This is a genomic window from Companilactobacillus kimchii DSM 13961 = JCM 10707, from assembly GCF_001435445.1.
Lineage (GTDB): Bacteria > Bacillota > Bacilli > Lactobacillales > Lactobacillaceae > Companilactobacillus > Companilactobacillus kimchii.
Map to the genome: position 1 here is coordinate 25,389 of NZ_AZDH01000004.1, position 18,815 is coordinate 44,203.

The following is an 18,815-nucleotide window of genomic DNA, read 5'->3' on the forward strand; positions in this document are numbered from 1 at the left end:
ATAAAAGGGGGAAATAGTTATGCAGACCTTTCTAATATTTTTAGTCGCTATTTTTGGTTATGCTGAATATTTTTTGTTTGGTAGAGGTCAAACTTATCGTCCAATTGTTATGTGTGCAGTAACCGGGTTAGCATTGGGAGATTTTAAAGCTGGTATTATCATTGGTGCTCAAATGGAACTAGCATTTATTGGCGTCCAAGAGATCGGGCTTTCTACACCGCAAGATATGGTTTCAGCAAGTATTATTGGTACGGCGATTGCAATTAGAACGAATGGTAGCTTTTCTACTGCCATAGCATTTGGTTTACCGATTTCAATGTTGGTATTATTTGTTCAAAATCTTGTGTATATTCTGATATCTCCACTATTTGTACAAAAATGTGAAGATATTGCTGGAAAAGGCGAAACCAAAAAGTTCAGTAGATGGGCCTTCTGGGGCGGAACCTTACTTCACTTTGGTCCATCTATTATTCTGGTAACAGTAACATTTGTATTAGGAAATTATTTTGCAAAAACAATCATGAGTTTCATTCCAAAGTTTGTTCAAGATGGATTAGTAATTGCTAGTGGTATCTTGCCTGCGTTTGGTTTCGCAATGTTGCTGGAAATGATTATGAAGAAAGATGTTTTTCCATTCTTCTTTGTTGGTTTTCTAATGGCAGCGTATCTGAAGATTCCAATTATTGGAATTGCGTTCTTTGGTGTAGTAATTGTTGCAATCATGTACTTCCGTGATGAACAAAATAAAAATAATCAAAAAGAAGAGGTGTCAACTGATGAAGATGATGACTTCTAGCAATTTGAAGAAAAAGGATTTTGTTAAAGCTTTTTGGAGAACATTCTCGATGGGAGCATCTTGGGAATTTAGTAAACAATTGGGAGTTGGATATGCTTATGCTATGACCCCCTTACTAGAAAAGATTTTTAAAGATAAGCCAGATAAACTTAAAGAATCACTCAAGAGAAATACTGAGTTTTTCAATGTTTCGAATTTCTGTTCTTCATCGATTATGGGAATTACAGCTTCTATGGAAGAAAAATATGCTGTAGATGACGATTTTGATCCGACAACCATTAGTAGTATAAAAGCCAGTTTGATGGGACCATTGTCGGCAATTGGTGATTCATTAATGATGTCTACTTGGAGAATTATTTGTACAAGTATTGCTGCAGCATTTGCTTTAAAAGGTAATGTATTAGGACCTTTATTATTCATCCTAGCTTATAACATCCCTTGTACGTTAATCAGATGGTACGGATTGAAATATGGTTACACGATGGGGGTTAGCTTTTTCGATAAATTGAGTTCTAGTGACATTATTGGCAAATTATCTCATTACTCATCTATTTTAGGAATGATTGTGATTGGCGCTATGACTTCCAGTTATGTTGTAATGAAAACGCCTGTTTCTTTCGGTAAAGGTGGAGCAAAATTATCATTACAAAGTGACGTCTTCAATCAAATTATTCCTGGATTATTACCACTTGTAGCAACATTTATTATGTACAAATTACTTAAAAAAGGCGTAAGTGTCGGCTGGATTATTTTGGGTACATTTGTTCTCGGTGTAATTTGTTCATATTTCCATTTATTAAGTGTTTAAAAATAAAAATTCTAAGGAGAATTTACAATGTTTGACGAAAAAAAGTTAGTTTCAAAAATCTTAGGTAGAAATAAAAATATTACGGACGTCTTTTTTGCAGCATGTGGTGGATCACTAAATGATTTATTCCCTGTACACTACTTTATTGAAAGTGAGAGTAAAAAATTACATTCAATGTGCAAGCCCGCAAGAGAATTGGTATTAATTGATTCTCCAAGATGGAACGATAAGAGTATTACTTTTGTTTTAAGTCATAGTGGGAATACTCCTGAAGCGATTGAAGCAGCTAAAATCGCAAAAAATAATGGTTCGTTTGTAATTGCAATAACAAATGATAAAAATTCAAAACTTAATGATTCATCATTATATGATGATTTGATAGTCTACAATTGGGGGAAATCAGTAAGTCACAAAGATGTTCCTATGGGAATTGAATTTAGAATTGTTAACGAATTTTTACATCAAACTGAAGATGATTATACCAAATATGAAGATATGTTAAGCGGCCTTAATCAAATTGATTCAATTATTGAAAACGCTAAGAACATCCAAAAAGATAGTGCAGCTAAGTTTGCCCAAAAGTATAGAAAACAACCATTCCTATACATCTTAGGATCAGGTGCCTCTACTTCTCAAGCATATGGATTTGCAATTTGTTCATTAATGGAAATGCAATGGATGGACTGTGCATATATTAATTCAGCAGAATTCTTCCATGGTCCATTTGAAGTTCTACAGGATGACAAAGTGTTTGTTCAATGTATTAATGCAGGAAAAACAAGAGTACTAGATGAAAGATCTAGAGACTTCATTGAAAAGTATCATGGCCAACTTGAAGTTATCGATGCAAATAAGTTTGGAATGGATAAAATCAAAGATAGTGTAGTTGATTACTTTAATCCATTTGTATTCTATGAGATGGGTGTATTGTATCGTGATGAATTGAGCGAGAAACGTGGACATCAAACAGATTTCCGTCAATATATGGGTAAAGTTGATTATTCATATGAATCAGATATCAAGTAACATTTAATACATAAAGGAAATATAATACAGAATCCATCAGATAGTTTGCAAAAGAATATTCAGAAGAGCTAAATATTTAAACACAATTGTTAGATGCAATAGTTTCTAAAATCGGAAACTATTGTTTTTTTGTTTTGAAACACGTTTTAAGTGTGAGTAACACGTTATCAAATTTGTGAAAACGCTTTCTACAATTGGGGAGTGCATTTATACTTATAATCGTTAAATCAAATAAAGGAGATGTTTCGGTAATGAAAGAAAAAGTTATGAACGGACTTCAACGCTTTTCTAAAGCAATGTTTATTCCTGTTCTTATTCTTCCCATCGCTGGTATTTTAATTGCCATTGGTAACATTTTTACAAACCAAAAACTATTAGAAACTGTTCCATTCTTGAATAATCCAATAACTACTGGATTTGGAACAATTCTTTCAGGGTCTTTAGTCTCAATTCTGACTAACTTAGGTGTTATCTTCTGTGTTGGACTTGCAATAGGTTTGGCAAAGAAGAAGAAAGCTGAAGCGGGTTTCACAGCTCTATTAGCTTTCCTAGTTTTTATTAATGCAATGAATAAATTTATGGAACTCAATAAAACATTGATTTCCGCAAAAGACCTTCAAGGAACTGGCCAAACGATGGTTCTTGGAGTTCAAATATTAGATATGGGTGTTTTTCTAGGAATTATTCTTGGAATAATCGTTGGAATTGTTCATAACCGTTTTATTGATACAGAGTTTAAAAGTGCATTTCAAATTTATGGTGGTTCAAGATTCGTATTTATCGTAATCATTCCAGTTACAGTACTTTTAGCTATTTTATTGACATATATTTGGCCAATTATTCAAACTGGAATTTCAAGTATGGGTGGATTTATTAAACAAACAGGTAATTTTGGAATTTTTCTGTATGGTTCACTAGAAAGACTGTTGATACCTACAGGTTTACATCATTTAATTTATACACCATTTTTATATACATCTCTTGGTGGTACAGAACAAATTGCGGGTCATATTTATGAAGGCGCAAGAAATATTTATTATGCAGAAATGGCTGATCCGGCAATTCATTTACTATCAAAGTCAGTAATTTGGGATGCAAGAGGTATTTCAAAAATGTTTGGTTTGATTGGTGCATGTCTTGCAATGTACCATACAGCAAAACCAGAAAACAAAGTTAGAGTTAAAGCCATTTTGATTCCTGCAGTAGTTACATCGTTCTTAGCGGGTGTTACAGAACCGATTGAATTTTCATTTATGTTCTTAGCACCATTATTATTCGTAGTTCATGCAGGCTTGGCCGGGCTAAGTATGGTTGTTTTAAACATATTAAATGTTCGTGCTATTGGACCAAATGGTTTCTTAGATTTCTTACTATATAACGTGCCATTAGGAGTCGGAAAAACCCACTGGCCAATGTACATATTAGTAGGAATCGCATTCTTCTTTATTTACTATATTGTGTTTAGGATCTTAATAACGCTATTGAATTTGAAAACAGTAGGTAGAGAAGATGATTCTAAAGATGTAAAACTTTACTCAAAGAAGGACTTTAAAGAAAAAGAGAAATCGAAGGCAATCGTTAAGGATGCTAGTAATACAAGAAATGGTGAGGTGCCTGCTGCGTTGATTGTTAGTGCTCTTGGTGGTGAGGACAACATTGAAAGTGTCACAAATTGTTATACAAGGCTTAGAACAGTTCTAAGGGATCCGTCAGTTGTCAAAGAAGATGTCCTTAAAAATGAGACTGGAGCAAGTGGACTTATAATAAAAGGACAAAACGTTCAAGTAGTTTATGGATTACAAGTAACGGCCGTCAGAAAAGCTGTAGATGCTGAATTAGGTATTTCAGATATGGATGCTGAATTAGAATAAATGGAGGAAAAGAAAAATGAAAAAATTTTCAATTTTAATTGCTGGTGGTGGAAGTACATTTACACCAGGTATTGTAATGATGTTATTGGATAATTTAGATAGATTTCCAATCGATTCACTAAAACTTTATGATAACGATGAAGAAAGACAAGCCAAACTTGGTAGAGCTTTAGATATTGTATTGAAAGAAAAAGCTCCAGAAATTAAATTCTCTTATACTATTGATCCTAAAGAAGCCTTTAAAAATGTTGACTTTGTATTTGCACATATTCGTTCAGGCAAATATCGCATGCGCGAACTTGATGAAAAAATCCCATTACAACACCATGTAGTGGGACAGGAAACATGTGGTCCTGGTGGAATTGCTTATGGTATGAGAAGTATAGGAGATATTATCGAATTGATTGACTATATGGAAGCATATTCTCCAAATGCTTGGATGTTAAATTATTCAAATCCAGCATCTATTGTTGCTGAAGCGTGCCGTCAATTAAGACCAGATTCAAAGATTTTAAATATTTGCGATATGCCAGTGGGAACTCTAAGAAGAATGTCACAAATTGTTGGACTAACACCAAATGATTTAGAGGTTAAATACTTCGGATTAAATCATTTTGGTTGGTGGACAAGTGTTAAAGATCATGATGGTCATGAATACTTACCAGAAATTAGGGATTATGTTGCAGATCATGGATATTTAACAAAAGTTGAAGTAGATACACAACATATGGACGCTAGTTGGCAAGCTACTCACAAAAAAGCTAAGGATTTATTGGCAGTTGATCCTCGATTCTTACCAAATACCTATCTAAAATATTACCTATATCCTGATTATGTTGTCGAAGAATCAGATCCAAACTACACAAGGGCCAACGAAGTTATGGATGGAAGAGAGAAAAATGTTTTCTCAGCAGCAAAGCGTATTGTTGATGCAGGGACTTCATCAGTAGGAGAGTTTAATATTGACAGTCATGCCTCGTTCATCGTGGATTTAGCAAGAGCAATTGCATACAATACTCATGAAAGAATGTTATTAATTGTCGAAAATAATGGTGCTATTGCAAACTTTGATGATGATGCTATGGTAGAAGTTCCATGTATTGTGGGCAATGATGGTCCAGAACCACTATCTCAAGGAAATATTCCACTATTTCAACGTGGAATGATGTACGAACAAGTAACTGTTGAAAAATTGGCTGTGCAAGCTTGGATTGAGCATGATTATCAGAAATTATGGCAAGCCTTATCTCTATCTAAAACTGTTCCAAGTGCTCAAGTTGCTAAAGAATTACTCGATGATCTAATTGAAGCTAACAAAGAGTTCTGGCCGGAGTTGAAAAGACCTGATAAGAAATATGGTTTAATTTCAGAGGTTGGGGAAGAAGAGCCAGTATAGAATATTTATTTTATTAGGTAGGATTTCGTTAAAAATCTTACCTTTTTATTTTCAAAACTATTTGAGAAGAATATTATGCAAATGTCTATGGTCGGCTTGGGTAAGATGGGATTAAACGGTGCAATAAATATCTCTTCTGATAACTTTTACTATTCCAAAAATAATAATGTAAATACTTATTAAGCTAACGAGAAAATTACATACATATAAAAATTAATAAATAACTATAGTTGTTCGTAAATTCTAATTATTCTTTCAAATACAAACAAAACGTTTGGAAAAAAATTATTTGAAAACTGATTATAATCATCGGTTGGGTAGTCGTCTTTACATACGATGGGTAAACTGGAAAGGTAATTAATAGTATTATCATTACTCCCCGTTATACTAAGAACTTCTATATTTTCGTCGGATGCCATTTTTACTTTATCTATTACTTGCTGTGTTTCTCCGGATTTAGATATAACAATAAGTGTTGAGATATTGTTCAGATTATTTTCAAAAACACCTATGGAGTCTCCACCTGTCGAAATAAGACATTTCTTACCTAGCATTAACAATTTTTTATAAATATATTCAGCAGCCGTTGCAGAAAAACCAGTAGCATAAATATATATATAATTGTCATCTTGCTTATTGATAATATTTGCAAAATTTTCTAAAAATGAATTTGGGGTCTTAGATAAAATTGATTGAGCTTCTGCAGAACGATCTATTTTATCGCTGGGCTTATTTAAATATTCGGCTATTTTATAATGCATTTCCACAAAACCAGAATAACCAAGTTTTTGTGCGAGTCGCATTACTGTTGAAGTTGATGTAAAGTTTGCTTTCGCAACACCACGAACTCCTAGATTTAAAACTTTTGTATTATTTTCCATAAGAAAATCTAACACTTGCTGTTCATTATCAGTTAAGTTGTTTATATTTTTAAATTTGGAATATTTCAAAATGGTCACCTCATATGTATTCTACATGGATATGACAATCAATCAAAATAATAAAATTAATTAAAAAGAGGTAATTCTAATGAGCCTATTTGGATTTGGACAGAGAAAAATTATTTTTACTACGCCAGTGTCTGGTCAATTTCAATTTTTGGAAGATATTGAAGATGAAGTTTTTTCCAAAAAGTTGATGGGAGAAGGATATGGTGTAATACCTGATGACAATAAGATCTACTCCCCTGTTTCAGGTACTATAAATTCTATTTTTGAAACTAAACATGCACTGGGGATTACGACAGATAATGGACTTGAAATATTGGTACACATGGGACTAGATACAGTAGAATTAAACGGAGAGCCTTTTAATATTATGGTAAAAAAAGGTGAAAAAGTGGACAATAGCACACAATTGGCGGAAATGGATATAAATGCTATTAAGAGTAAGAGTTATGGTACTGTTGTTCTAACAATAATCACTAATGTGCAGGAAAAGGTCAAGAATCTGAATTTTCTTATGAAAAAATCAGAGAATGTTGATGTTGGCCATGAAATCTTAGAAGTAAAAATCAATTAGTAAAAAAAGAGATGTCCTTTTCATACAAAGAGGACATCTCTTTTTTTACTATTTACTAATTTTATAGAACGTATATTACTCTAAACGGTTGATGTGTCCTTAAAAGTAACTTTTCCTTCCTTCTAATCTTAATTCTCATATAGTTTTTGGATATATTAATAATATCTTGATTCCTCAATAAAGTGGTTTACATTAACAATTAGTTCGGGGTGCCTTTTTAAATATTCAAGGTGACAAGTTATGTATTGCTTTTGTTTTTATATAGGACATTTTTTCGTGTATAGTCTTTAGTTTTCCGTTTAACCGTATCACTAAAGATATATAGTATTCCAAATGAGAAGAATTGAGTTGTTCCGTCAATTTTAGGACATTGATACTTTTATTATATTGTCACATGCATATGTGTCGTTAAAAAGCTTTTGTTTAACCATTATAAATTGATTGTTTATTTTTCTGGTGAATCGGCGGATGTGGAAAGATTATGTAGTTCTTTAAATGAATTCAGGTTCTTCTCATATTTTTCAATGGCAGTGTCGGATGCATACTTTCCTAAAGGCAATCTCAAAGGAAGATTTGGATTATTTGTTACTTGATCATAGATAATTTGAGCTGCTTTATTGGGGTCACCAGGTTCATGGTGGGCACCATTTTCATTGTCCTCAATGAATTTAGAAAATTGTTGATAATCAGGAATATCAGGTAGAACTTTTTTAGATGAGCGTCCAGCCCAATCAGTTCTGAATCCACTTGGTTCAATTAAAAGTATCTTTATATTTAAATCTTTAACTTCTTCAGCCAAGGATTCACTGATGCCTTCAACCGCATACTTTGTTCCGTGATAGAACGATAACGTTGGGAATGATGCTAAACCACCAATAGATGAAAAATTAACAATTGTACCAGATTTTTGTTCTCGCATGGTTTTAAGGACAGCTCGACTCATGTTGACTAGTCCCCAAACGTTGACTTCAAACATACTTCTGGCATCCGCAAGATTACTTTCTTCAAAAGTTCCGAAGTAACCAATTCCAGCGTTATTAATTAAAACGTCAATTGTTTTAAATCTGGATTTAGTATTGTTGATAACACTGACGACATCATTTTCATTGGTGACATCTAAGGTTAACTTAATGATTTGACCATGATCAAATTGATCCAAGTATGATAATTTTTGAGTATTTCTGGCTGTGGCAACAAGATTAACATCTTTTTGTTGAGCCAAGTATGTTGCTAGTGATTTACCAAAACCTGTAGAAGTTCCAGTGACGATCCATGTTTTTTTAGACATAATAAAGTTCTCCTCAAATTAATATTTAACGTTATTGGAAGCTAGGCGTAACTCAACGATGCGTGAATGTTTAGGCTGAATGCAGACTGATAGTAGAGCATTGGCAACATCATCAGGTGTTAGGAATCCTGATTGGGCGAGGCCTTCAATTGAACGACCAAAGCCAACCTCAAAGTTGGTTGCTCCAGCATGTGGACAAAATACACAAGTTCTAATACCATCGTCTAATAGTTCATGATCGAGTGCTTGCCCAAAGCCACGCAAGGCAAACTTACTGCAAGTATAAGCCGTTTCATCAGCATGGCCTTTAATACCAGTAACTGAAGAGACCAAGATGATTTGGCCATCGTGCTTTTTCTTCATTTCAGGAACAGTGTATTTAGTGAAACAAAAGGCACTTTTGACATTGGTATCCATGATTAAGTCAAAGTCTTTAACAGAAGTTTTCTCAATGGGTAATAATTTACCAATTCCGGCGTTATTAATTAGAATATCTATTTTATGGAACTTTTCGATGGCCAAATTAATAACACTTTGTGCAGTTTTTTCCTCACGCGCATCTCCAGCATAATAGAAGGTTTGGTTACCCATTTTTTGACATTTATCGGCAACCTCTTTCAATTTTGCCTCGTTTCTAGCTGTAATTATTAGATTACAGCCTTCAGATGCAAATTTGTAGGCTGTTCCTAAGCCAAATCCCGAACTAGCACCAGTAATAATGGCAACTTTGCCGTCAAGTTGATTCATAATAAAAAAACCTCCCAACGTTTTAATCTCTTAACAAAATTTATGTTAGGACTTAAACCATGGTTTAAGTCAAGAAAAATTATACATAAAAGAACACCTTCCATTAAATTTGGGAGGTGTTTTTTGCAATTTTAATTTATCGTTATAACGATAAAAATCTTTTTGGATTAAGAATCGGAAGCAACGGATAAAAGATTGCTAAATCAATAATGATTGGTGATTGCGAACATTTAGGTTGCGCAAATATCTATTTACTTTTGACTAATTCTTTAAATTAGTTGCTTGTTGCTTAGATTGATTAGTACAGAATTGAAGTTAACAAGGATACGAATGGAGGAATAAAAATGTTGTCTATAAAGAATGTAAGCACCTTCATCGAAGGTAAAAAGATTATTCATGATGTTTCTTTACATATAAAGCCAGGAGAAATTGTGGGATTGATTGGACCGAATGGTGCTGGAAAGACGACTTTCATGAAGACTATATTGGGGCTCACTAAATTTACGGGAGATATATCAATAGATGAGCAAAGTGTCACTGAGAATAATCATCAAGCTTTGAGAAAGGTAGGGGCGTTAATAGAACATCCGGCGATATATCCATTTTTGACTGGTCGGCAAAATCTATTATTGTACTCAGAAAGCAATAGTGACTTGGAGGAGATCATTAGTACTTTAAAGATGGAAAAATTTATTGATAAAAAATCTAAAGATTATTCATTGGGGATGAAGCAGAAATTAGGGATAGGAATAGCATTATTAAATAATCCTGAATTTGTGATATTGGATGAACCTATGAACGGATTAGATATTGAATCGACTATTATGATTCGTGATGTTATTAGAAAGTATGCAGAACAGGGATGTATGTTCCTAATTTCCAGTCACATACTGGGTGAACTGCAGAAAGTTATGACACAAGTGGTGCTTTTACGATCAGGGAGAATAATTTTAAATAGATCAATGTCTTCGCTTAATCAAGATAGTAGTAAAAAATATTTTGTTCAGATGGATAAAATAAATTTGGTAGAGGACTTACTTAATCATAATAATATTCAAAATCAACGAGTTGGAGAGTATTTAGAAATAGACGCTCAAAACATCGATTTAATGCAGAATTTAGTTTTTCAAAATGGATTGTATTTAACTAGATTAGAACCTGAAAAGTTAAATCTAGAGGAAAAAATAGTGAGAATATTATCTGACAAAGAGGGTTCAAATAATGAGGAATAATCTATATCAGGAAATGAAAAAATTTTGGTATCAGAAAAAGCCACTTTGGGGAATTTTAATATTATTTATTTTGATGTATTATTCATTAGTTACGAGTCATCACAATGAAAGGGATGTAATTCAATTATTTGGAGCTAGTCAATGGACGCTGATAATTTTAGTTACAATATCGTCGGCTTTTATGACTATGGAATATCGGGATAATACGATTGTTACCATGCTTTATAAGAGTTCAAATCGATTCAATATTTATTTTTCGAAAATTATTGTTCTGGTGCTATATAGCGTATTACTTAGTTTCTGTGGAGTAATATTCACTATTTTAGAAGCCGCGTTTAGTCACCAATTATTAACCGTTAATGTTTTAAGGGCACTATTGTTTAATACGTTTGGGACACTTTTGTATTCAGTTTTCATCGTTACACTATCGTTATTGCTAATTTCTTTAGTTAAAATTGATGCCATTGTTATAGTAATAGGATTAATGCTCGGCTTTTTAGGAGCTACATTTTCCAATATTCTCATGTCTTTATTTCACACATGGAGTAGGGCAATAAGATGGAATCCGCTGAATATGATTTACGTTATTAATCAATTATCCGATCCTAAATATTTTAAATATTCTTCGTTGAGCAATTTGGAATTGGTCTTGGGGACAGTTAGTTACGCAATAATCTTTCTGATAATCGGATATTGGACCTTTAAAAAGAGACTAGTCTGAAAGGAATGGTGGAGAATGATAAGTGATTTAAATAAGGAATTTTATAAACTAATTCACCAGAAGATAACTTGGATTGCGCCACTCTTTGTACTCGTCTTGATGATTATTATGGGCATTTCAATGAATGGTTCTGAACAGAAATTGTTAATTATGACAAGTTATGATTCAAGTGAATGGATTTTATTTGCGTTAGTCGTTGTGTCATCTACGATATTTACTTTGGAATTTCAAAACAATACGATTTTGACAACGTTGTATAAATCGGATAACAAGTTGCAGGTATATGGTTCAAAATTGATGATTGTTCTTATTTATAATATAACCCTGCATATATTAGCAATTATTTTTACCGTGTTGTTACAACTCACACCATTAAATGTGCATCTTTCTTGGTTGATGATCAATCAGTACCAACAGACATTGTTGTCAAATTTATTAGTAACTACCTTAATTGATATTGTTTCATCTACTTTGATAATTAGTATAATATTTTTTACTTCTTGCATTGTAAATGTAAATTCAATAGTAATTACTTTGAATTTAGCAATTGTCTTCTTGGGACAAAGTGCATCTTCCAGTCTTATGATGGCAAATCTAAAATATATTGATGTAATTAAATGGAATCCTTTGAATATGATTAACTTAACGAAACAGTATTATAACTACGGTTCATATCATTTCGTCAGTCATTTAAGTAATTCCCAACTATTAGTTGGAAATATTCTCTATTCATTATTATTTTTTGCTTTAGGTTACGTAATTTTTAGAAAGAAAAAATTTTAGAAGTCAATTTTGTACATAACAAAAAGGCATTACATAGACTCAATTCTATGCAATGCCTTTATTTGACTCCAAATTAATCACTTACGACAACGTATGATTTGATAACTTTTCTATCAGTCATTTCTTGATAAGCGTCATTGATTTGATCAAGATTGAAACTCTTGGTGAAGACTAGTCCAGGATTAATTTCACCATCTAGAACGGCTTTCAATAGACGACTCTTGTCATAAGTAGTAACGGATGCGGGACCACCGGCAATGATAATATTTTTACCAAATGATGGGGCAATATCCATTTTTCCAGTATGTGGCAAGCCGACGCGACCAACAACAGAACCAGGACGCCCAACTTTCAAAGCTGTTTCAGTAGATAATTCAGTACCAACACATTCCAAAACAGCGTCTGCACCAAAACCGTTAGTTAGGGCCAAAATCTTTTTAACACCTTCATCGCCACGTTCGGCGACGTTATCAGTTGCTCCAAATTTTGCAGCTAAAGCTTGACGATCGGGATGACGACTAGTTGAAATTATTCTCTTAGCACCAAGCAATTTGGCAGAGATAATTCCGCAAAGTCCAACAGCACCATCACCCATAACAACAACTGTGTCGCCGTGTTTGATGTTGGCAACAGTTGCGGCATGGAAACCAGTAGCCATAACATCAGCCAAAGTCAAAAGTGATTTGAGCATGCTTTCACTGTAATCACTAGGCTTTCCAGGAATTTTAACTAGAGCCCATTGTCCGTGTTGGAATCTGATATATTCAGCTTGATTACCATTACTGAAGTTATCAGTATGAGATTGGCAATCACCATCAAAACCAGCTAAGCAAGCAGGACAGTGACCACAGCCATGTGTAAATGGAGCAATTACGAAATCGCCTGCTTTGACAGTTGTAATATCGGCCCCGACATCTTGAACAATACCAATTGCTTCATGTCCAGAGTTTTCAGAATTCTCAGATTTATCTTCTAAACCACGATAAGACCATAAGTCTGAACCGCAGACACAAGCACGAATTACTTTGATGATAACGTCATCTGGTGCTTGAACTTTTGGCATTTCAACATCTTCGACCTTCATTTGGCCGACTTTTTCAAAGATCGCTTTTTTCATAAAAATCCTCCCTTAATTTGCTAATTTAATTATAGCGTTTCCAAAAAATATTTTAGTGTTAATTGAAACTTTATTTTAAATTGATTGTTAGTTGTCCTAGTTGTTCGATTTTACTAATTAATTGATCTCCAGGTTTGAGAAATTCCTGAGGATTTCGCCCTGTACCGACACCACCAGGAGTACCAGTAAAGATAAGATCTCCCGGATATAGTTCGGTAATAGAAGATAGGTAGCTGACAAGTTTTTCCGGTCCAAAAATTAGGTTGCCTAATTTACTGTGTTGTTTTTCGACGCCATTTAATTCAGTAGTAATAGTTAGATCTTCTAAATTTGTGATTTCATCTGGAGTCGTTAGCCAAGGTCCAATGGGTGAGAAATTTTCATAAGACTTGGCTAAGGAAAACTGTGGATTATCGTTGGCAAATTGTAATTGACGATCGGATAAGTCTTGTCCAACCATGTAACCGGCAATGTGTTCATTGGCGACATTTTGTTTAATATCGCGACCACCTTTACCAATAACGATAACTAATTCTGTTTCCCAATCTGTTTTAGAACTAGAAATTTTGACAATGGGGTTGGGTCCAGTTAAAGAACTGATGAATTTAGTAAAAATATTAGGAACCTGAGGTCCTTTAGTATGTAACTCATTTAAGTGATCTCGATAGTTGAAACCAACCGCAAAAATTTGTTTAGGATTAGCTATAGGTAAAGAAAAATCGTTCATTTCTGGTAGAGTACGTTCACGACTTAAAAATAATTTCTTGTTTAGATTAGGTAAAATAGACTGAACATTTTCGATACCATTGATAAGTTGTAAATGTTGATTGTCATTGATAATGGCAGCTCGACCGTGATACATTCCCAATTTCATAATTATGCCTCTTTTGTATAAGCTTTTATTCTATTTTAATACATAAAAAAATTCTTATGTATGTTATTAACATAAATAGAGCCTTTAGTCTAATTGACATGTAAGTAAATTAAAATTATTATAATATTTTATACATGAAGAGGGGGAGACTATCAATGGATGACAGTTTAAGTGTCGAGAGTGCTATGAAGGATACATTGCCAACTGTTTTTGGTTATATCGGAATTGGCATTTCCTTTGGTATTGTAGCGGCATCTGCGGGGATGAGTGTATTAATGGCGACCTTGATGTCGTTGATCGTATATGCAGGATCAGCACAATTTATTTTGGTTAGTCTACTGGCAATTGGCACACCGATTGTTTCAATTGTTTTGTCAGTTTTTTTGGTCAATTCACGGATGATCTTGATGAGTATGACTACAGCCAATTTTTTTAAAAAGAATTCGATATTTGAAAATATTATTATAGGTAGTTTGATTACAGATGAAAGTTTTGCTTTGAGTATGAACAAGCTTAATTATACCGATGGCAAGCTCTCATTTAAGTGGTTCAATACCGTTAATTTATTAGCCTATTTAGTTTGGGCAGCATCAACGATGGTTGGAGCTATGTTGGGTAAAGTCATCAGTAATCCAGAAAAGTTGGGCTTGGATTTTGCCTTAGTAGCGATGTTTATTGGTTTACTGTATCTACAATTAATTAGTGACAAGTCAATTTCCTTAAAAGTACAGTTGATCGTTGTAGCTATTATGTTGCCATTAGTATATTTTGGCTTGATTTTTATTTCCAGTGATTTGTTAATTCTAGTTGTAACCTTAATTGGCTGTGCGTTAGGAGTGATTTTGAAACATGCCATCAACTAAATTTGTTTTATGGACATTAATTGCCTGTGGTTTGGCGACTTGGCTGTCCAGAATTTTGCCATTTGTTTTATTGAAAAAATTTAATCTACCTGCGAAAGTAGTCGAATTCCTTGGCTTTGTACCAATTACTATTATGGCTGCCTTATGGTTTGAGAATCTCTTTCATCAAAATCTCGGTCACTTGCCACAGATTGATTATGCTAATTTAATAGCCTCAATACCAACGGTTCTAACGGCTGTTCTGACTAAAAAGTTATTATTGATTGTAGTTGTAGGCATTATTTCCCTAGCGTTAGTTCGATTAGTCATATAATAATATTAATGGGAGGGAAGGTTGATGAAAGCAATCGTTGTTAGAAAAGCCGGTGGACCGGAAGTTTTGAATTATGAGGATGTTCCAACTCCTCAAGTAAAACCAGGTTGGTCACTAGTTCAGGTTAAAGGTTTTGGTATCAATCATTCTGAAATTTTTACGCGTCAAGGATTATCACCTAGTGTTAAATTTCCACGTATCTTAGGTATTGAATGTGTTGGTATCGTAGCTGATAGTACTTCGGATAAATTGAAAGTTGGGCAAAAAGTCATTTCCATTATGGGTGAAATGGGCCGTGCATTTGATGGTTCATATGCCGAGTACGTGTTATTGCCAAATGAACAGATCTATCCAGTTCAGACTGACTTAAAATGGTCTGATTTGGCTGCCGTTCCGGAAACTTTTTATACTGCTTTTGGTTCGTTGAAACATCTCCAAATAAAGTCAGATGATTCAATTTTAATTCGTTCCGGTGCCAGTGGTGTTGGTATTTCGGCTTTACGATTACTCAAATCTAAATATCCAACTATGAAAATTGCCGGCTCGGTTAGAAGTCTTAAGAAACAAGAGGTTCTTCTAAAAGCTGGTTATGATTCAGTGATTGAGGATAAGAATGGGCGTTTACAAACCGATAAAAAATTTAATAAAGTTCTAGAACTGGTTGGCCCCGCTACATTGAAAGATACATTTAATCATGTTTTGCCATATGGAATCGTCTGCAATACTGGTGAGTTAGGTGGTCAGTGGTATATGGATGACTTTGATCCTATTGCTGATATACACGAAGGAGCTCTGTTAACATCATTGTCATCAGGCGAAGTTAATAGTCAAAAACTCAATGAAATGTTGAATTATATAAAACAATATCAAGTTGAAGTTGCACCAGCTAAAATTTATAAATTGAATCAAGTTAAAGACGCCCATGAGTATTTGGAAAGCGGTCATAACTTAGGTAAAGTTGTTATTGTTAATTAATTCTAAGGAGATTGGATATGTCTATATCTGATTTCTTTTTAACTTTTAAAAATATCTGTAAAATAAAAAAAGTGTTCATGTCGATCTGTATTGAGATTCTTTCTCAATGATTGATCAATATGAGCACTTTTTTTGTAAAAATTTTGATTACCAGAATTCGTTTCTATGTACATCAATTACAAATTTTGAGTGATTTTCATCAAATCTAGATTTGGAATATTCAAAAGCTTCACCTTTCTGATCATATGCAATTTGTTCAATAACCAGTAGGGAAGCACCTTCGTCAACATTTAAAGCTTGAGCGCTTTCCTTACTTGCAGATTCAGCATAAACAACCCTTCTAGCATCCGTCATGAAGATTTTCATCTTGCCACCGAGGTAGCCATAAATGGTTCCCTTTAAAATGGATTCGTCTAGTGGAGCGATTCTTGTGGGCATAATTGTGTGTTCATAACTGTAGATTTTATCATCACGTAGACGAACACGCTTAATTTCATAAACAGGTTCGTTAGCTTTTATCTTTAGATTTTTTTGTTCAATTTCATTGGGCAATCTTGCACCAAAAAATAATATTTTGCTCGTTATCTTTTGATCTCGATGGGAGTAGGTTGCTCCAATAGGAAGGTCTAAAGGAAGTAATTCAGGTGAATTTTCATCTAATTGCGGACGTACATATGTACCACTGCCTTGCTGAGTGTGGATTAGGCCTTCGTCTATTAGTAGGTCTAATGACTTTCTCAACGTTATACGACTAATATTGTATTTTTTTGCAAGTTCGTCTTGAGTAGGCATTAATGTTCCCGCACGATAATGATTTCGTAAAATATCTCTTTTTATATCAGAATAAACTTCTTTATATCTATACAAATTTCTTCACCTCAATTGCCTTTATTATGGTCAATTATATCACTTGCTGATAATTTGTATACAAATTATCAGAATTTAGTTAAAATTCATCTATACAAATTTATTAAAAAGTCTTTACATAAAAATAAATCAAGATATAATTGGTGTTGTGGAAAGCGCTTCCAAATAAATCAAGGGGTTGAATATATAATGAAGTTTGATGTTAAAAAAGTTCAAGAGCCTATATTAAAAGCTTCAGTATGGGTTCAAGGTAATAGCATTCTTCAAGCTATCAAGAATGCCTTCATCATGACCATTCCGTTCACAATTGTCGGTTCTTTTTCAAATGTTATTAAAATGCAACTTGATCAATTAATTAAAAATCAACATATTCATAGTGAAATTTTAACCAATATAAGCAATTTATTTGGTTACTTAAATGCAGCAACATTAGGTATTATCGGAATTATTGTTGTTTTATGTTCTTCATATTCCTATGCAAGAGAGCTAAAGAAAAAGTATAAAGAAGTTAATATATTTCTTGCCGTTATTTTAGCTTTGGCTGCATACTTCGTAATGGTTCCAAACAATGTTAACTTTGCGGATCCTAAGGCAAAAGTTATTCAGGGATTCTCCACTAATTTCTTTGATTACCAAGGAATGTTTACAGCCTTAGTCGTTGGTATGATTGCGGTTTGGGTTTACGCTCGTTTTGGTAAAACTAAGTTCAAAATCAAAATGCCCGATAGCGTACCACAGAATATCTTTGATTCATTCGCATCTCTTGTACCTATCACTGGTGCATTAATGATTTTTGGTATCATCCGTATTATCATTCAAAGTTTAGGTTACACTTCAATCATTGAGATTATTACGGTTGTTTTAGTTAAACCTTTATTATCTGTTGGTACTGGTTTACCCGCAATTATCGTAGTAATTTTGATGGAACAAATTTTATGGTTCCTAGGATTACATGGATTTAACATCGTTTGGGGTGTCGTTTCAGCATTCTGGTTACCAATTTATTTACAAAATTGTGCACAATATGCAAGAACTCAGAGCTTCGCAGGTATTGGAATCGCTCCTAATACAATGACAAATGTTTATGCCATGATTGGTGGTTCTGGTGCTACATTTGGTTTGTTGATTGCTATGCTTATCTTTACTCACAAAGGTGAAAAGGAACGTGAAGTTGCAAAACTGGGATTTATCCCTGGATGTTTTGGAATTAATGAACCTATCATTTTTGGTTTACCAATTGTTTTAAATCCTATTATGTTCTTACCATGGATCTTTGTACCACTTATCAATGCTGTTATTGGTTATGTCGTTACTAAGATTGGATGGGTTGTACCGCTGGTTGTTTTGAATTCCGGTAGTGAGCCGATATTCTTTAGTACTTGGTTAACCGGTGCGTTCCATACGAGTCCGGTTGTATTAACACTTGTATTAGTTATTTTGGATACGTTCTTATACGCTCCATTCGTAATTTTGAATCAACGTAGTGAACGTGCCGCTATTGCAAAACAAAACGAACAAGAAAATGATGAAGATAAATCAGTTTTCAAGAATGAAACTGAAGAAGAACCAAGTGATGGTCCTGAAACAGCTTAAATAATACTAAGAAAGAAGACTCCA

General features: G+C 33.7%; 19 protein-coding genes. 13 read left to right on the top strand and 6 right to left on the bottom strand.

What is annotated here, in order from left to right:
* The first annotated feature begins 19 nt into the window (after positions 1 to 19).
* The 5 genes from FC97_RS02400 to FC97_RS02420 all read left to right on the top strand — a co-directional run bounded on the left by FC97_RS02400 (position 20) and on the right by FC97_RS02420 (position 5,897).
* Positions 20 to 796 (top strand): PTS mannose/fructose/sorbose/N-acetylgalactosamine transporter subunit IIC, encoded by a 777-nt coding sequence (locus tag FC97_RS02400; RefSeq protein WP_054643757.1) that lies wholly within the window; start codon positions 20 to 22, stop codon positions 794 to 796.
* Positions 777 to 1,604, top strand: coding sequence for a PTS system mannose/fructose/sorbose family transporter subunit IID (locus FC97_RS02405; RefSeq protein ID WP_082397596.1), 828 nt, complete (start codon positions 777 to 779; stop codon positions 1,602 to 1,604). The genes FC97_RS02400 and FC97_RS02405 overlap by 20 nt, the downstream gene beginning before the upstream one ends.
* Positions 1,605 to 1,631: 27 nt before the next feature.
* The gene (locus tag FC97_RS02410; RefSeq protein ID WP_225868786.1) at positions 1,632 to 2,630 is read left to right on the top strand and encodes an SIS domain-containing protein; all 999 of its coding nucleotides are present in this window, start codon (positions 1,632 to 1,634) and stop codon (positions 2,628 to 2,630) included.
* A gap of 251 nt (positions 2,631 to 2,881) precedes the next feature.
* Positions 2,882 to 4,501: a PTS transporter subunit EIIC gene (locus FC97_RS02415; protein ID WP_054643758.1), complete on the top strand. Its 1,620-nt coding sequence runs from the start codon at positions 2,882 to 2,884 to the stop codon at positions 4,499 to 4,501.
* A gap of 16 nt (positions 4,502 to 4,517) precedes the next feature.
* Positions 4,518 to 5,897 carry a 6-phospho-alpha-glucosidase gene (locus FC97_RS02420; RefSeq protein ID WP_056967731.1) on the top strand — a complete coding sequence of 460 codons (1,380 nt, stop codon included), beginning with the start codon at positions 4,518 to 4,520 and terminating at the stop codon, positions 5,895 to 5,897.
* A gap of 224 nt (positions 5,898 to 6,121) precedes the next feature.
* Here the strand turns inward: FC97_RS02420 and FC97_RS02425 are convergent, their stop codons facing one another.
* Positions 6,122 to 6,847 (bottom strand): MurR/RpiR family transcriptional regulator, encoded by a 726-nt coding sequence (locus FC97_RS02425; protein ID WP_056967733.1) that lies wholly within the window; start codon positions 6,845 to 6,847, stop codon positions 6,122 to 6,124.
* A 79-nt stretch (positions 6,848 to 6,926) separates the two neighbouring features.
* Here FC97_RS02425 and FC97_RS13195 point away from each other — a divergent pair, with 79 nt between their 5' ends.
* Positions 6,927 to 7,418, top strand: coding sequence for a PTS sugar transporter subunit IIA (locus FC97_RS13195; protein ID WP_082397597.1), 492 nt, complete (start codon positions 6,927 to 6,929; stop codon positions 7,416 to 7,418).
* Positions 7,419 to 7,863: 445 nt separating this feature from the next.
* On the opposite strand, the gene FC97_RS02435 is transcribed toward FC97_RS13195, so the two are convergent.
* Positions 7,864 to 8,706, bottom strand: coding sequence for an SDR family NAD(P)-dependent oxidoreductase (locus FC97_RS02435; protein WP_054643760.1), 843 nt, complete (start codon positions 8,704 to 8,706; stop codon positions 7,864 to 7,866).
* Between the two features lie 18 nt (positions 8,707 to 8,724).
* Positions 8,725 to 9,453 carry an SDR family oxidoreductase gene (locus tag FC97_RS02440; protein ID WP_054643761.1) on the bottom strand — a complete coding sequence of 243 codons (729 nt, stop codon included), beginning with the start codon at positions 9,451 to 9,453 and terminating at the stop codon, positions 8,725 to 8,727.
* 344 nt (positions 9,454 to 9,797) lie between these two features.
* On the opposite strand from FC97_RS02440, the gene FC97_RS02445 reads away from it, so the two are divergent.
* The 3 genes from FC97_RS02445 to FC97_RS02455 are packed head-to-tail and all read left to right on the top strand — an operon-like array spanning position 9,798 to position 12,189.
* Positions 9,798 to 10,685, top strand: coding sequence for an ABC transporter ATP-binding protein (locus tag FC97_RS02445; RefSeq protein WP_054643762.1), 888 nt, complete (start codon positions 9,798 to 9,800; stop codon positions 10,683 to 10,685).
* Positions 10,686 to 10,698: 13 nt separating this feature from the next.
* Positions 10,699 to 11,406 (top strand): ABC transporter permease, encoded by a 708-nt coding sequence (locus tag FC97_RS13875; RefSeq protein WP_158163565.1) that lies wholly within the window; start codon positions 10,699 to 10,701, stop codon positions 11,404 to 11,406.
* A 15-nt stretch (positions 11,407 to 11,421) separates the two neighbouring features.
* Entirely contained in the window at positions 11,422 to 12,189 is a 768-nt protein-coding gene (locus tag FC97_RS02455) for an ABC transporter permease (protein ID WP_054643764.1), read from the top strand.
* A 73-nt stretch (positions 12,190 to 12,262) separates the two neighbouring features.
* Here FC97_RS02455 and FC97_RS02460 read toward each other — a convergent pair whose 3' ends face one another.
* Complete coding sequence (locus FC97_RS02460; protein ID WP_054643765.1) at positions 12,263 to 13,306, bottom strand: zinc-binding dehydrogenase; 1,044 nt, start codon at positions 13,304 to 13,306, stop codon at positions 12,263 to 12,265.
* Positions 13,307 to 13,376: 70 nt separating this feature from the next.
* On the bottom strand, positions 13,377 to 14,180 hold the full coding sequence (locus FC97_RS02465) for a fumarylacetoacetate hydrolase family protein (protein ID WP_054643766.1): 804 nt from the start codon (positions 14,178 to 14,180) through the stop codon (positions 13,377 to 13,379).
* Between the two features lie 155 nt (positions 14,181 to 14,335).
* Between FC97_RS02465 and FC97_RS02470 the strand changes: the two genes are divergently transcribed.
* From FC97_RS02470 to FC97_RS02480, 3 genes are read left to right on the top strand one after another with little or no spacing between them, the layout of a single operon-like run.
* Positions 14,336 to 15,043, top strand: a complete 708-nt coding sequence (locus FC97_RS02470; protein WP_054643767.1) for an AzlC family ABC transporter permease — start codon at positions 14,336 to 14,338, stop codon at positions 15,041 to 15,043.
* Positions 15,030 to 15,356 (top strand): AzlD domain-containing protein, encoded by a 327-nt coding sequence (locus FC97_RS02475; RefSeq protein ID WP_054643768.1) that lies wholly within the window; start codon positions 15,030 to 15,032, stop codon positions 15,354 to 15,356. Before FC97_RS02470 ends, FC97_RS02475 begins: the two co-directional genes overlap by 14 nt.
* Positions 15,357 to 15,380: 24 nt before the next feature.
* Positions 15,381 to 16,331 (top strand): zinc-binding dehydrogenase, encoded by a 951-nt coding sequence (locus tag FC97_RS02480; RefSeq protein ID WP_054643769.1) that lies wholly within the window; start codon positions 15,381 to 15,383, stop codon positions 16,329 to 16,331.
* Between the two features lie 147 nt (positions 16,332 to 16,478).
* Here FC97_RS02480 and FC97_RS02485 read toward each other — a convergent pair whose 3' ends face one another.
* Positions 16,479 to 17,198, bottom strand: coding sequence for a GntR family transcriptional regulator (locus FC97_RS02485; protein ID WP_054643770.1), 720 nt, complete (start codon positions 17,196 to 17,198; stop codon positions 16,479 to 16,481).
* Positions 17,199 to 17,387: 189 nt separating this feature from the next.
* Here FC97_RS02485 and FC97_RS02490 point away from each other — a divergent pair, with 189 nt between their 5' ends.
* Positions 17,388 to 18,791 carry a PTS sugar transporter subunit IIC gene (locus FC97_RS02490; protein ID WP_082397598.1) on the top strand — a complete coding sequence of 468 codons (1,404 nt, stop codon included), beginning with the start codon at positions 17,388 to 17,390 and terminating at the stop codon, positions 18,789 to 18,791.
* Positions 18,792 to 18,815 lie beyond the last annotated feature (24 nt).